Genomic DNA, 15,242 nt, shown 5'->3' with positions numbered 1-15,242 from the left:
ATCTTACTACTAAGCTAATATAAAGGATAAAAAAGTAAAGCGGATATAGACTAAAAATGAATCGTGTATCTATTATTCTTCACTTCGCATCGACTAAATGGATGGTCTACAGTTAGTTGGACATAAACCTTAAGGTCAATTAGACTTAGGAAAATTATGAACAGCAGAGGAGAATCACCTTCATCAATAAACGGGAACGAAGAATTTTTAGCGATTCATTCAAACAACAGATGGTTCAACTCCATTTGAATGGGAAATCACGCGCCGATATCATTCGGGAATATGACTTGACGCCTTCGTCATTTAATCGCTGGATCAACCAAAGTAAGACGACCGGATCCTTTAAGGAAGAAGATAATTTGTCAGATGAAGCGCGCGAGCTACGTGTGCTTCAAAAGCATGTCCAACAACTGGAGATGGAGAATGATATTTTAAAGCAAGCCACGCTGATCATGGGACGAAAGTAAGTGTGATCAAGAATAATCGACATAAAAACTCGGTATCAGCAATGTGCAACGTCCTCCAATTACCCAGAAGTACGTTTTATTATGAAGCGAGACAGCGACCATCGGTCGACGATGTGACGGAAGCCATCCGTGAAATTTTCCGACGCAGCCGAGAGAACTACGGCACGCGTAAAATCAAGATCGAACTCCAAAAACAAAGGAAATACGTCTCTCGTCGCCGAATCGGACGCATCATGAAAGAACAAGGGCTCGTCTCTACGTACACGCTCGTACAATTCAAGCCTAAAAAAAGAAGCGTGCAACGAGTCGATGGAAGCCAATGAATTGAATCGCGCGTTCAAGCAAGGAGAAGAGCTATCCGTTGTCGTCAGTGACCTGACATACATCAAGGTCCGTCAAAAATGGCATTATGTATGTGTATTTGTTTATCTCTTTAACCGAGAAATCATCGGGCATAGTGTGGGCGAGCGAAAGGATGCGCAACTGGTCCATCGTGCTTTCGCTTCCATTCCTCATGATTTGCGTCGTATCCGGATGTTTCACACGGATCGAGGACGAGAGTTCAACAACCGTCTGATTGAGGATGCCCTTCATACGTTCGGAATCCGTCGCTCGTTGAGCGAAAAGGATTGTCCGTACGATAACGCAGTCGCGGAAGCTACGTTTAAAATCATCAAGACAGAGTTTGTCAAAAAACGAGTATTCTCGAGTTTGACGGAGCTGGAACGCGAGTTCCAGGATTATGTGAATTGGTTCAACCACCTTCGCATACATGGTAGCCCTGTTCGCTACAAGCAATCACTCCTTAAGAAGATTGTCTAGTTTAGTGTTGACAATCCAGATCATCCTCACACTAAGTAAGGGACGGGATGGGGACATCTTCAATGCGATTGACTTGAACGTCCCCGAAACATCTTTCCGTATGCGACTGATCGAGGCAAGCGGAAGGCCTTATCACATTCCAAATAGGTCTATCGAACGCCCGACCTACTCGAACGAGAAGATGTATGAGCTCGGCTATCGTCCCATCCGAAGTTTCGAGAAGACGATGGAGGAACTGATTTCATCATTCAGAGCATGACTCTCATCTCGTATAGATCAAGTAAGTCGCAAATTCTTAATGTTTTTCATGAATTCAGTAGGACGCTCCAAAAGGCATCAAATGAAAAATGGATAATGTGAAAAGACCTGGATACTTTCATTTGAAAGTGTCCAGGTATCAGAGCGTAGACAAACCCTCATTTCAACGTTGAAATGAGGGTTTGTCTACGCTCTGATATGTTTATCTTTAGAGATAAACATACTACTTTTATGAAGGTAACAACGATTATCGCTTACTCATACATACGTTTATTGGTAGGTTAACTTAATTGATTCGTCTCATTAAGATTTAACATAGTTTCATTCTCAATCTTGACTAGTAATTTTTCTCCATTTGGTTTTTTTTCATACCCCTCGTTTGGAACTACATTAATAGCGATATCTGTTGGACGATCATCTAGCCATTCTATCTGAATTTGCTTTAAAAAATTAATAAGCGTTGAAACATTGTCTGCATACAGATTAAAGAAGGGTTCACACATTTTCAATATCGCATGAAGTACAAATACTGCATAAAAATAGATAACAAAATAAAGAATTAATTCTTTATTCGTTATTTGAACTTTGTTCGAAATAATAGAAATCAATGTCACACCGATAACTACAAATGGAAGAGCGACACCCATTTGCTTTCGATTACTGTCCCTTTCTTCTACTAGTGATTTAATAAGTACATCAAGTTGAGCGATATTGATGATATTTATGTTGTGCAGAAATGCTTTTAATGATTTTTTATATCCGTCATCATCATTTACAAAGAATTCTGTTTCCCTCTCTAAATAGTTAAAGTGGCGATACATACCTATAGCAACCAATGCGGGAATGAGCCAGAGAATGGCTAATGAGAATTGTTTATTCAATAGCGGTACAAAGATAACACTTAAAAGAAAGGCTACTATCCAAGAGACACTAATAGCAAATTCTTTCGTTTTAAATCTTTCTTTTATTGGTTTTGGTTTATAGGTATTCTTATGGAATATAATCAATTTCCGCACTATTTATATCTCCTTAAAAATCAAATTTTAAAAATAAGTATTCAGGTAGATTGCCGGGATATCAACTGAAGGGGTAATGTATTTCCAACAATTTTGTGTTGACTATTGATCAAACTATCTATCGTTTTAATCACTTCAATCCCCAGTTGATGAATCGGTTGGTCAATTGTTGTGATACCCATTGCTTCTGAAATCGATTGATTATCAAATCCAGTAACGGCAAGGTCTTCAGGAACTTTTACATTTAGTAGTTTAGCTTGATGAATGATTCCTGCTGCGACATAGTCATTTCCTACAACGATAGCTCTTGGAAGAGCGGAGAGACCATACAAGTCATTCATGACAGCTCTACCATCTTCAAAACTATACTTTTTCTCGAAGTACCATTCCTTGAGATGAATGATCTTGCTTTTATCAACAAATTCATAAAATGCATTTTTTCGAATTTTTCCGACACCACTATCTGGATTTCCTAAACAGAGGGCTATCTTCTTATAACTCCTTTCAATTAAATGGTCCATTATTAATTCAATGCCGTTTGAATGATCGATATAAACCTGAGTATGACTACCTTCAGACCATTCACAAGATACGAGGACCATGTCTATTCACTTCTGCCAAAAACTCTGCCGAGCTCACAGTAGAAGCAATGACCAGGCCGTCTATTTGTTTATAACGCAATTGATCAAATGATACTTTTTCTTTTTCAAAATCATTATTTGTTGGATTGACGAGTAACGATAAATTTAATCGAGAACAAGCTTCCCCCATTCCGCTGATTAAGTTATTAAAAAACGGATGATTTATCTGTGGGACCATTACACCAATAATGTTCGTCTTCCCTTTTGATAGGTTAATCGCATTTCGATTCGGAACATAATCTAGTGAACGAATTGCTTCTAAAACGGCTTCTTTTTTTTGTGAAGTTACGTATGGATGATCATTTAAAACGCGTGATACCGTAGACCGTGATACTTTAGCCAGTCGCGCAATTTCTGTTATGTTTGCCATTCGCTTTCCTTTCAGTATCAGTATTTTGGTATTTTTATCATATCAAAGAAGCGTGATGCCATATTGATCAAAACACCTAAAAGACATACAACAACTAAGGTTCCGACACCAATCGGTCCATTTAATAAAAAGGCAATTAAAAATGCTAGGGCTTCTCCGCAAGTCTTAGTCAGCGCAAGGCTCCAACCAGTTCGTTTACTCAATTCAATCATAAATTCATCATTTGGCACGGCAGGTAAAGAAGAGCGAATATAAAATGCAATCCCGCAACTCAACACCAATAGTCCGGTGATAAATAAAAACCACTCTGTCATCTTATTATTTAAATCCATCCCATCTGCGAACAAGAAATTTAACCCATCGATTAATAAACCTATTATGATAATGGGTATGAAGCCTAGAAGATTCGGCATTCCTTGTTTAATGAGTCCATTTATTATAATGAGGATACTGCCTACTGCAAACACCCAAAATCCAATACTCATACCCAAATGTTTCTCTAACGCGACGTTAAGAGCATCCCAAGGCGCTATACCAATTTTGGCTTGAATCATTAGAACAACACCGAATGAAATTGTTAGTAGACCACCCAGGTACATAATCCATTTTCTCTTTCGATTCATATATTTACTCGCTTTAGACGCTCAATTAAATTCGAAGGATAGTCATTTAGAGCATTCGCCACACCATTGTGATTATGATCTAGTGTTTCATAAGTAGCTATATTTTTTATGGATTCATCAGCATTCTTCATTGCTATGCTACTTCCCGCTACTTGGAACATAGATAAATCATTTTGATTGTCACCAATTGCAATCGTATCTCTTAGTTCAATTTCGTAGTCAGATGTCACTTTCTTTAGTGCTTCTCCTTTACTTATACCTGCTGACATAACTTCTAAATTATATGCACCCGAGCTAGAGATCGAACAAGAATTAATCATAGATAGTTTTCGCTCTACTTTTTTTAAAAGAATTTGATTTGGGGATACAATCATAAATTTTATAACTTTTGATAAATCATTTTTGGTAATTGATTCGATAGGATGCACACCATATTGTCCTAATTGTGCTTGAATCGAATGTATAAATGTATCATAGCTAAAAGATCCGTTTAGCACTTTCTCATTTGTTGCCCTCGCAAGTAACGCATCAGTTGCATCTGACTCTAGAAGAATTTTGTCTTCCAAATAAACTTGTATGTACAATTCTTCCTCACTTAAATAGCGGAATATTTTCTCACTTGTCTGTGAATCAATTGATATACTACTTTTAATCGAATTTTTGTTTATCTTATATTGAAGCTCAGCTCCATTAGAAGCGATTATAGGACAACCATGTACGTGATGCTTTCGTAAAATATTTTGTGCATCAAAAGAAGCTCTTCCTGTAGCAATGAGAATAATATCACCATCTTTTTGCCTTTTCTTGATTGCTAAAACATTTTCTGATGAAATCGTATGATCAGATTTTAAGAGCGTACCATCTAAATCAATTGCAAATAACTTCATATTTTTCCTCCACCTAGATTAATTTTCTATCTGAATTTATCTTAATCTCTGAAACGCGTTTCAGAACAACAACTAAAAAAAAACTATTGACCTGAAATGCATTTCATAAATTATGGTAAGTCTAACACTGGTAAGCGTAACGGAGACGGCGTCATTACCAGTGGTTTCCTAAGGGAGGTGAATTTCTTTGTTAAGCACTGAGGAATTAGAGGTTTTTAGATGGTTAAACGAAAAAAATGCTCCTCTTAAGATCCGGATGGAAGTCCTGAAGGCCTTTGAACTTAATCAATTGCTAATAAAGTTTGATAAAAGAATTATGAACTATGAAAAGATTTTAAATTCCAAAAAATAATTATTTTTTGGAATTTTTTCTTTTTTCTGTTGACCTGGGACGCGTTTCATATTTTATTCTTCGATAGTATTCATTAAAGAAATTTGATTTGTACAAAAAGAGAATAGGTTTACTAGGAGGAGTCACTATGTCAAAGATAAAATTTAATAGTCCATCGCTTCTTGAAGTCGATGCTACCATGCACCTGGCTAAAATACAGTTCGAAAACGACAAATGGAAACGTTATGAAATTCTTGGAGAAGGACAATATAATAAATCAGGCTCATATCTCGTCCCCTCATTACCTGTAGAATTTCATTGTCACGGCATCGGCGATTACGATTTTAGTAATATTGAGGAGTTAGATTTAGATAGAGTTAACATACTCGCTGAAGAAGAAGGGATTTACTGCGTACCCTCTATCTTTCTACCGCACCATCAACTTGATTTATTTATTTTGATGATGAATAATTTCGCATTGAAGAAGTCAAACGGAAAACTTTCAAATATTTTAGGTATCTCATTAGAAGGTCCGCTTCTGGCTAGCTTTGCTGGAACTCCAGCTAAAGGAAACTGGGCCCCAACTAAAGAAGAATGGTCAATGATTGCTTCATGTGGAAGCTTAGGATTAATTTATACAGTCCTCTCTCCAGATGCAATGACCAAAGATTCTTATCTTAAGGAGCAAATTACTGATGACCATCCTTCCATCGAATGGATTGTTAAGACTCTCGTCGAAAATGGCATTAAACCTGCTTTAGGGCATTTTCAAAAGAATGATCCTATCCATACTTCTGAATTAATCAAGCAGGTCATTAAAATTGCTAAAGATACAAATAGATTTACGGATTCTACACCAGTCATTACAGATCATCTGTTCAATGACATGCCTTTAAACTTTAAGCATACGTGGAGAACATCGGAAGAGAGAAAATTCAGATTGCAAGAGTTATACGAATCAGAAATCCAAGGTTGGTCGCTAGATAATATTTGTGAGAAGGTGGGGCAGGTTCCGGGAACACTAATCAAAGCTGCAGCTGCAGGTGACATCACTATTTGTATGAATTTCGACAGTGAACATGTTGATTTAGAAATCGTCCGCAAAGTAGTCGAATTGATCGGTACTAGCAATATCATCGCGATGACTGATCGAATCGATACAGATGTCATGTGTGGACAAGAACTGAAGAAAAACGGGGAAAACAATCTATGGTATCAAGGAAAAGGATATGTGGCTGCGGGATCCTATACGATTGATCGACTCATGCATAATATTCGATCGATTGGTTTTAACGAATCAGACATTTGGAATTTAACGTCGTTTACGCCTCTTCGTGAAGCACACCACTTACACCAACTAAAGTCTCGAGAAATCGTACCTTTCAGTTTTGTCGATGAGACTAAAACCAGAACTCACCTTATGACCGCCAATCCAGAATTAACTTTGGTATAAAACAACTAAAAAAGAACGAAAGGAGGTGAATATATCATTGCTAATATTCCGTACATGTATACAAATAATACTTTGAGGGTTGATGTTGAACTGACTAATGCATCTAATGTATTTTTAGTTGACTCAATAAATTACCGAAACTATTTGAATCGAAGAAACTACACCTATCACGGTGGATATTACGATAGATCTCCACTCTCGATTACTGTACGAGGCGCTGGCAATTGGTATCTGATAGTAGAAGATTCAAACTATAGATATAAATTTCAAACAAGTTAAGTACGTGAATTACTCTATTAGGTATATTAAAAAAAGATTGTATACATTTCGACTTCGAAATGTATACAATCTTTTTTTAATAATATGAACTTATATTTTTCTAATCAACAATGTAAAGAATATAAGCCATTCAGTGAATGACACTCTATACTTACACTTGAATTATTCAAAGGTTCTTCTTAGATTTTAAGACGATTTATTCAAAGTACCTCCAAACCGCCCATGCTATAATGACAATATACAATTTAAGTTAAAAGGGGTATATATATATGTCATCCAATGAAATGAAAAATAAATCATTTCGTCTATCTGAAGAAGTCACCGAAAAAATTGGGGAATTCTTAAAGGGACGTCAAATTACAACAAATCAATTATTCGAAGAATTTATTGTATTGGCAGAGCAAAAAGTAATTGACCCAAAACTGAGTGAAGAAGATGCTGTGTTAGAATCTTCCATTAAGCAAATTACTCTTCTCTTTCAAGAACGAGCTGCACGCCTTGAGAAGTTTCAACATGAAAATCAGCGGATCCAATCGCGTCATTTAGAAGCAGTAACACATTTAGAAGCAGACGTCGCACAGACAAAAGAAGCTTTGGAAACAGAGTACATGGAAAAAACGTCTTCCCATCAGCAAGAAATCGATGAATTACAAGATGAACTTGAAAAAGTCGAAGTTGCTTTGGCACAATCAAAGGAGCAAAGAGAACGCCTTGAAGTGACGAAAAAAGAAGAGATAACATCTCTGAAGCGGGAAGTCTTTCATATGGAAAGTACAATTACGAAATTAGAAGAAGAACGTGACCAATTGTATCGACAAAACAAAACGTTGGCCGATTTGGTAGATGAGTTAAAAACACGAAGTCACCGAGCGGAGAAACTAGAAGGAGAAAATCGTAAATTACTGTTAGATCTAGCAATTGCTCAACGTGACCAAGAGTCCTTTGAACGGCGACTTCAAGAACAAGTAGAATTAGCTGTTTTAAGAGAGCGGACGCAACAACAGTCTAAAAACGAAAATGACTAATGTTTATACTACTCTCAATTCATCAATGGACCGGTTTACCTGCCTTCTCTGTTTTACAGCACACAAAAAAGGGATCTTACATTCTCAATGGAATGTAAGATCCCTTTTTTGTGTAATTTTAATTCGTTTAATCATTGCTTAGGATTTAACAGAATATACATTAGGACTTAACACGCAATCCAAAAGCTTTAAATCGATTACGCTTTTCTTCTAGCTTTACTTTCATGTCTACTGATAATGCGCTCTCCGGCGTATTATAAGCACGCCGTGCTGCCATACTCATCATTTTAGCCATGTCTTCTACTTGATCTTCATGCACCTGTAACTGAGCAGTTTTAACATAGTGGCGGGCAGTTTCACGATCACGTAAAGATTCAGGTGCTATCACATGCCGACTTAAATCTAGCGCCTTTTGAGCGGTCTGTTGACGATAATTCGAACTGCCTACTTGCAAACGATTCAATTCGTTTGTCAATTCTTCTCGGAATCGTGCATTTTTTTCATCGGTCATGTGTCATCCTCCTCTCAAGTAGTTTTATTAATTATATACCCTTTTCCTGAAAAATTCGACTCAAGTCATGCACATTACAAAATGGGTCGTTCCAGGTCATGTTTGATTTGTACTCTTCGACAAGTTCAAGCAGCTTACTTTTATCGCACAACTCTAACAAATTCGTACTTTCAAGGTCTTCTAAATCTTTCTGTCTAGAAGAAAATATTTTAGTACACGCCAAGAGTTCGATATCTGGTACATAGACTTCAATCGCTTCAAATAGACCTTCAATCTTATGTCGGAAATCATTTTCCTGAAAATCTTCTCGTGGTGGAAATTGAATGACACCCTCGACAATTTCAATTTCATACTCTTGAAGTGCAGCCTTAAGTTCTTGTGTCACTGTACCTTCCGTTATTCGAATATCAATGTCTCGTGTCGGACGATACATCGTTTCCTTCTTCATCATTTCAATGAACAGGAGTATTCCTGAAGCGCCTACAATAACAATTTCGATTTCAATGTTTTTAGAGGCACAGAATGTATCGAGTACTAATAATGTATCAATGATACCTTCAACATCTTTGTACTGATTAGAGTAAGACATAGTTGTTCCTCCTGCTCAAACGGTTTCATACGAAATGGACGATTTAACAATCATCGTCATATATACTAGTGCAGCTTTCCGAGTCGATTCGTTCACTTTGTATTTAAATAGGCCTGAAGGGCACGTCGGATAATTTCATCTTCCGATACTTGCTCTTTTCGCGCAGCTTGTGTCAAACCAATAAATAACGGATCTGTTAAGTCTGGAAAGCGGATCTGTACTTTCATGGGCTTTACCGGTTTCACTTCGGCCTCAAGGGTACGTTGTTCTTGACGTTCAATCAACATCCGCTTCACTTCACGTAATTGTTCACGTGTCATCTCATATACCGTCAATTCTCCATTTTGTGTCGGATATTTCCGTTCTTCTAGTAAAGCCAACTTTGGATCTTCTGGCCATGTCAACAATTCTGCTAATTTAGAAGCACTAAAATCAACATCGATCACTTTCTGAAGAATCTTCTCTCCAAAAACATTCCAAAAGGATACGTATCGACTGACTTGAGAACGTGTTTGTCCAATTTTAGTTAAGAAATCTGTCCAACTTCCTTGTTCTGCTTTAAACTGAGCTCTTGTTTCTTCACTATGGAATAAAGCATTTGCATGAGCTAAGATTCGACATTTTTCAACAAAGCTAGTCGCTTGGATGGTATCAATATGATTATAATACTGAACCAGTCCGTCGACATCATGTGGAAGCCGTTTCGTTAAAATGCGCGATAGGCCAGTTGCTGGAAGAGACTGATAGGGATTCGAGATCGCAGGTGCTGCAAACTTTTTGACAGCCTCTATTTGTTCATCGCGTAAGGATTCCGTTGCACTATCACTAACTGATGGTTCTGTTACCGTTCCTTGAAAGCTCTTGAACGTGGGCTGCCCCTTTTTACGGCTTCGACTCATAAGGCACGTACCTCCTCTGCTAACTGTAAATAGGCATCGGTTGCTGGACTTTTATGATCAATGACTGGACGGGATTCACGTTGGAGAGACTGAATCTTTAAAATGTATGGGATCGTAGTTAAGACCGGAATGCCCACCTCTTGTCCTAATTCATTCAGTTCTTCTACCGTCGTCACGTCCCCTTTCGAACGGGCGCTTACCATTGTTGGAATAAAGGCGGCGATATGGATATCTGCTTTGTAACGTTTCATTTCCTCTAATTCCTCAGGAGCGGTATAAACAGCATCCATCGAAAACTTTTGCATTTGAACCGGCATGATGATTCGATCTTGTGCGACAAGTGCGCAACGCGCATATGGATTTAACGCAGAGGTGGATCCTGGACAATCGATCAAACAAATATCAAAGAACTCTTCTAAACGAGCGAGCTCTTCGCTTAAGCGATACTCATATCCTAGTTGACTCGTCAGTCCTGTTGGGGATGCTGAACGACGTGTAGGTACTAAATGAATCGTGCCATTCTCATATTCACACGTGACAATGACTTGTTCAATCGGTACATAAAAAGGATCATGTTCTTCCATTAAACAATCGAGAAGTACTTTCCCGTCGTAATCATCTGTCAATCCAAGACCGTTTGTGGTTGAAGCCTGATCATCGGCATCGATGACGAGGACACGTAGTCCTTGTCGTGCGTACACATGGGCAAGGTTAATCGTCGTCGTCGATTTCCCGACGCCCCCCTTACGATTGTATAATGCGATTTTCTTCACTGTTGTTCCTCCCCTTCTAGCCGATCGGTATTCTGATCATTCTCCACAATATCACGGCTGATCGTGTCTTCTATTATGTTTGAGAGATACTCACTAATGCTGAGTCCTTTCGCACTCGCCAACATCTGAATACGTTCAGATGTTTCTGTTGGTACTCGCGCTGAGACAACCGTCGATGCCACCTCTTTCTGGCGAAAAGCACGGACTTTTACACCAGACGTACTAGATCGATTGGCACGAATCTCTCGAACAGTTGCTTGCTCAATGGGCTTACGTCCCTCTTCTACAGGAAGACCATGTAGCACAACATCTTCCGGATCCTCGACATACATCAATTCAAAGATTTTTGAAGCCGGTAATGTACCAAGCGACTCTTCAAATGGTTGTAATGTGTCATAGGCCTTAACATAGCGTGAGGCAAGCGAATTGGAGAAGCTGACGACATCTAAAAAGTTCCTCCATTCCTGCTTATCGTGCATTTCCGATCGGGCGATTGAAAGACGCTTTCCAATTTCAAAGACAGAGATGGTTTGGACCTTGGCTAGCTCTTTAATCTCAACCGCAAGATTTTCAAGATCACGTGAGACCGGTAACTTTTGCACAACAGATCCGATATCGGTTAAACCACTCCGGTACGGATGCTGCTCTTGCGGCTTCACTTTATGAATCTGTTTATTCCGTGCCTTCATTTTGATTGCCTCCGGTCATGTGACGTGCAAGTTCTCGAAAAGGTAGCGCCAGTTCTAGTCCTTCCTTTGACTTGTATTGAAGAACACTTTTTCCATTGTCTGCTGCTTTCTCAATAAAGGCAGCTCGACGAACGGCCGGAAGAACGGCAAGACTCTCTGCATGTGCTAACTGCTTCATCGCCTCTGCATATTCCCGATCTCCTTTTAAACCTAAATCGATGGCAACTGGCATAATACCTGTTAAATCGAGAGCAGCATTATAAAACTTCTTCACCTGACGAATGGTACGAATGGTACTACCTAATTGATCGAATACCAGTTTCTTTGGCATAAAGGGTACGACTACATGATCCGCACACGACAGGACTACTTTTGACAGTTCATTGATAGAAGGAACTGAATCCAAGATAATCCAATCAAACTCCTCTGCAAGTGGAGCAAGCATATCTTTCAACAAGAAGATCTTGTCTTGTTCCGATATCAAATTGATGAGTCGTGCATTCCGTTCATTTGAAGGGAGAAGACTAATATTATGTTTTTCATCATCAAATAGGATCTCTTCGATAGCAAGACCTTTAGTATGGACATCATACAGTGTCATGTATTGGATGGTATCTGATTCCTTGAGCATCAATTTGCTGAGAGAACCTTGTGGATCAAGGTCCACTAGTAACGTCCGGTAACCGCGCTCTCCTAAGGCATGTCCCATATTTAAGGAGCATGTGGTTTTGCCTGAACCGCCTTTTGATATGTAAAACGTTAATATATTCATAATTTCTCCCCTTTCCTTTTTCATCATCACATAAGAGATTATGAAAAACAATTATTTTATCGGTAATCTAGCAATATTTAAATAAAAATCATGTATACATTGAATTTTTAGAGTATACATTTCGACGTCGAAATGTATACAGATTTTGAATTGTAAAATCTATTTTTCTCATGATCTGTCTTATATAGAATCAACGATTCGTTGGGACCTTGCAGGTCGAATAAAAATAATAGTGATACTGAACAGATTATTAGTATTTAATACATTTTGAGAGATTAAAGGAGTTAAAAAAGAATTAAAAAGAATTGGGAAAAGCAAAGGGCATGAGATCCCTTTGATACCAACGATTTCAAAACAAAATATGTATTTGAAAAGAGACAAAAGAATTAGGAGAAGTTCTTAAATGTTCGCTTTTCAAGTATTAAAAAAATGATTAAATTCAGCACTTTTTGTTTATAAGTAAAATTTATTTGATTTATATTAACTACAATTTGTTTTTTTTCAAAAAAGGTATAGCACATTTAAGATTGAACTTTTAAGCTCTTTAAAAAGACATTTTTATCTTTTTCACATGGCAAACTAGTAGGTTGTATCGATAAACTGCTTGTTTTCACACGATATTTCAAAAAAGAGCACGACAAATAGACCATCATGCGATGGCCGATTTTTTGGAACGCTGCTGAAGACGTTCATTGAGATATAAAATCGGAGATTCAAAGAAAAGACGGTACACGTCTGTATCTTGAAGACCTTCTCCATAGCGATGGAAGTCATTTCGAATCGTTCGTAAGACTTCACCACAGGCCGAGAAGCCATAGGTATCGCTAAGAGACTGTAGAGAAGACACAGGTACTTCAAGTGCATCAAAATCAACAAAGTCACGGGCAATCTCTCGAAGATCAAACCATCCGATCAATGTATCAGCACGTTCAGCCTCTTTGATACGCTTGCTATTCACTTTATCCTCAAGTTTCACGTGAAACATAAGAGGGTGAGAAACAGTATGTATGCGTTTCTGTAAAGAGAGATTTTCTTTCACAGCACTGAGGAAATCCTTCGTATTTTCAACCAGTTGCACACGGAAGATACGTGAAAGTTGATCGAGCATGCCTTTGACGGCAAGACGATGGCCACAATAGCGTGGCAGGAACCCTTTCACTTCATCATAGGTAAGTGTGGCTTGTTTCTGAGATTGGACATGGATATCCCGTTCTACCTGAACCAATGCACGTAGCGCAACACGTAAAATATTGACGTGTTCGATTTCCATCAGGTGCCGAACCATTTCACACCAGACAGACGTATAGCCGGTTTTTGACTGGTATGTTCCAGCTTCCTCAAAGAGGTCACGATAGTTTGCAAGGTAGTCAATGAGCTCGATCGAGATGACGCCAGAGAAGTGGACAGAATACCGCAGCAGACCTACTTCTTCAAAGAGGCGTAGGTTATCATGGAGTGAACGAACAGAAGTATGAGCATATTCCGCTAATACTTCGCTCTCAATAAGTGAGAGCATCCCTTTGTCGTCACAGTGAGTCAAAAGTGTGATGAGATGACGGATCCGCGATTTTGTCCATTTCAAAGCTAAAAACGGTCCTGGGATATTATAATGATGCTTTTCATACATAAAACCCTCTTGTCGTTTTGTCCATCGCGTGAGACCGCTCATCGCAATGAGTACTTTATTAGCAATTAACACGTGACGATTTTCATGGTTGAATGACATACCTACACCTCCTCTACTCTGAACTATTACACCTAGTATCCTGTTCAAAAGAACAACTGTCAAAATGTAACTACGGTACGGTAAAGAACGACCAAAACGTTAAAAACGTTGGTGTGAAGCCGTTTTCAGAGCGAAAAAACATGTCATTTCAGTACGGTCAAAAACGACCAAAGTTTAAAGAATCGCATAGTGGCGCCGTAGAAGCACTTTTTAGCTCTATAATTTTTAAAGGCAATGAAGCAGAAATGTCATTTCAGTACGGGATTTGACGACCAACTGGTGAAAAGTGTTGTTTCAGTACGGGATTTAACGACCAGTATAGTGAAAAGTGCTGTTTCAGTACGGGATCTGGCGACCAACGCATACAAAAAGAGCCTCAAAAATTTTTATTAAAAAACTACTTTTTTTGATAAATGTTGTTTCAATACGGGATTTAACGACCATTTCAATTAAACTGTTGTTTCGGTACGGGACTTAGCGACCAAAACAATCAGTGTGTCACTTCAGTACGGTCTAAAACGACCAAAAGGAGTTAAAATGTTAAAAACTGCTGTTTCAGTACGAAAATGGCTAACTAAAAATCAAAATTGGTCGTTTTACGACATGATTCGACATTTTTGATCAGTCTTTAATTTGTAGTTAAACAAATTTTTAGGTGCACTATATTAAAAACGTAGTACGATTCAATCATCTTTATAAGAACGTATGTTCTTTTTTTCGTAAAGACGGCTATTTTGCAAATGATCAATTTGTATTCTGTTTATCATTATTATTTGGTATATATGCTTGGATATTAAACTAAATGAAGCTCATCAGTATAGCTTTTAAAAAATACTTCGGTAATTTGTTCTTTCAGATCGTCTAACAATTACTATCATATAAACGATCAAAAGAGTAGGATAATGAAATTTTATTACTTTAAGGACGAATGATTACCAGACTGTAGACAAACCCTCATTTCCACTTGGAAATGAGGGTTTGTCTTATGTATGCGTAAAAAATATGACACTCCATTAGGATTTCGACTGGAATCCCATGACCAATTGGCCAATTTTTTGAGGTTCAGGGCAGCAAAAGTGAGCATGGCCTGCATCGTCACTTTTTTTAACCC

General features: G+C 38.1%; 15 protein-coding genes and 2 pseudogenes. 4 read left to right on the top strand and 13 right to left on the bottom strand.

Going from position 1 to position 15,242, the window contains the following annotated elements; genetic code table 11:
• Positions 1-182 precede the first annotated feature (182 nt).
• Positions 183-1,289, top strand: a pseudogene (locus KNP96_RS11980) (IS3 family transposase).
• Between the two features lie 539 nt (positions 1,290-1,828).
• Here the strand turns inward: KNP96_RS11980 and KNP96_RS11975 are convergent.
• The 5 genes from KNP96_RS11975 to KNP96_RS11955 are packed head-to-tail and all read right to left on the bottom strand — an operon-like array spanning position 1,829 to position 5,084.
• Positions 1,829-2,563, bottom strand: a complete 735-nt coding sequence (locus KNP96_RS11975; protein WP_214770696.1) for a hypothetical protein — start codon at positions 2,561-2,563, stop codon at positions 1,829-1,831.
• 41 nt (positions 2,564-2,604) lie between these two features.
• Complete coding sequence (locus KNP96_RS11970) at positions 2,605-3,165, bottom strand: substrate-binding domain-containing protein (RefSeq protein WP_214770695.1); 561 nt, start codon at positions 3,163-3,165, stop codon at positions 2,605-2,607.
• Positions 3,146-3,574 carry a LacI family DNA-binding transcriptional regulator gene (locus KNP96_RS11965; protein WP_214770693.1) on the bottom strand — a complete coding sequence of 143 codons (429 nt, stop codon included), beginning with the start codon at positions 3,572-3,574 and terminating at the stop codon, positions 3,146-3,148. The genes KNP96_RS11970 and KNP96_RS11965 overlap by 20 nt, the downstream gene beginning before the upstream one ends.
• 17 nt (positions 3,575-3,591) lie before the next feature.
• Entirely contained in the window at positions 3,592-4,173 is a 582-nt protein-coding gene (locus KNP96_RS11960; protein WP_483297868.1) for a YczE/YyaS/YitT family protein, read from the bottom strand.
• Positions 4,174-4,193: 20 nt separating this feature from the next.
• A complete protein-coding gene (locus tag KNP96_RS11955; RefSeq protein ID WP_214770687.1) occupies positions 4,194-5,084 on the bottom strand; it encodes a Cof-type HAD-IIB family hydrolase in 891 nt (296 codons plus the stop codon).
• 479 nt (positions 5,085-5,563) lie between these two features.
• Here KNP96_RS11955 and KNP96_RS11950 point away from each other — a divergent pair, with 479 nt between their 5' ends.
• The 3 genes from KNP96_RS11950 to KNP96_RS11940 all read left to right on the top strand — a co-directional run bounded on the left by KNP96_RS11950 (position 5,564) and on the right by KNP96_RS11940 (position 8,172).
• Entirely contained in the window at positions 5,564-6,868 is a 1,305-nt protein-coding gene (locus KNP96_RS11950) for an amidohydrolase family protein (protein ID WP_214770684.1), read from the top strand.
• 54 nt (positions 6,869-6,922) lie between these two features.
• Positions 6,923-7,147 (top strand): DUF1883 domain-containing protein, encoded by a 225-nt coding sequence (locus KNP96_RS11945; protein WP_251135781.1) that lies wholly within the window; start codon positions 6,923-6,925, stop codon positions 7,145-7,147.
• A 269-nt stretch (positions 7,148-7,416) separates the two neighbouring features.
• Positions 7,417-8,172 (top strand): coiled-coil domain-containing protein, encoded by a 756-nt coding sequence (locus KNP96_RS11940; RefSeq protein WP_214770665.1) that lies wholly within the window; start codon positions 7,417-7,419, stop codon positions 8,170-8,172.
• Positions 8,173-8,332: 160 nt separating this feature from the next.
• On the opposite strand, the gene KNP96_RS11935 is transcribed toward KNP96_RS11940, so the two are convergent.
• From KNP96_RS11935 to KNP96_RS16760, 8 genes and pseudogenes are all read right to left on the bottom strand, one after another.
• Entirely contained in the window at positions 8,333-8,683 is a 351-nt protein-coding gene (locus tag KNP96_RS11935; protein WP_214770662.1) for a hypothetical protein, read from the bottom strand.
• Positions 8,684-8,714: 31 nt separating this feature from the next.
• Entirely contained in the window at positions 8,715-9,272 is a 558-nt protein-coding gene (locus KNP96_RS11930; protein WP_214770660.1) for a DUF6036 family nucleotidyltransferase, read from the bottom strand.
• A 92-nt stretch (positions 9,273-9,364) separates the two neighbouring features.
• Positions 9,365-10,171: a DUF1481 domain-containing protein gene (locus tag KNP96_RS11925; RefSeq protein WP_214770657.1), complete on the bottom strand. Its 807-nt coding sequence runs from the start codon at positions 10,169-10,171 to the stop codon at positions 9,365-9,367.
• A complete protein-coding gene (locus tag KNP96_RS11920) occupies positions 10,168-10,944 on the bottom strand; it encodes a ParA family protein (protein WP_028105279.1) in 777 nt (258 codons plus the stop codon). The genes KNP96_RS11925 and KNP96_RS11920 overlap by 4 nt, the downstream gene beginning before the upstream one ends.
• Entirely contained in the window at positions 10,941-11,633 is a 693-nt protein-coding gene (locus tag KNP96_RS11915) for a DUF3102 domain-containing protein (RefSeq protein WP_214770655.1), read from the bottom strand. The genes KNP96_RS11920 and KNP96_RS11915 overlap by 4 nt, the downstream gene beginning before the upstream one ends.
• Entirely contained in the window at positions 11,617-12,405 is a 789-nt protein-coding gene (locus KNP96_RS11910) for a ParA family protein (protein WP_214770653.1), read from the bottom strand. Before KNP96_RS11910 ends, KNP96_RS11915 begins: the two co-directional genes overlap by 17 nt.
• A 649-nt stretch (positions 12,406-13,054) precedes the next feature.
• Positions 13,055-14,131 (bottom strand): hypothetical protein, encoded by a 1,077-nt coding sequence (locus tag KNP96_RS11905; protein ID WP_214770651.1) that lies wholly within the window; start codon positions 14,129-14,131, stop codon positions 13,055-13,057.
• A 913-nt stretch (positions 14,132-15,044) separates the two neighbouring features.
• Positions 15,045-15,242, bottom strand: a pseudogene (locus KNP96_RS16760) (hypothetical protein); the annotation flags it as partial.

The organism is Exiguobacterium sp. s133, assembly GCF_018618595.1.
GTDB classification, from domain to species: Bacteria; Bacillota; Bacilli; order Exiguobacteriales; family Exiguobacteriaceae; genus Exiguobacterium_A; species Exiguobacterium_A oxidotolerans.
The sequence above is the reverse complement of the archived record's forward strand: the minus strand, read 5'-3'. Positions and strand labels throughout refer to the sequence as shown.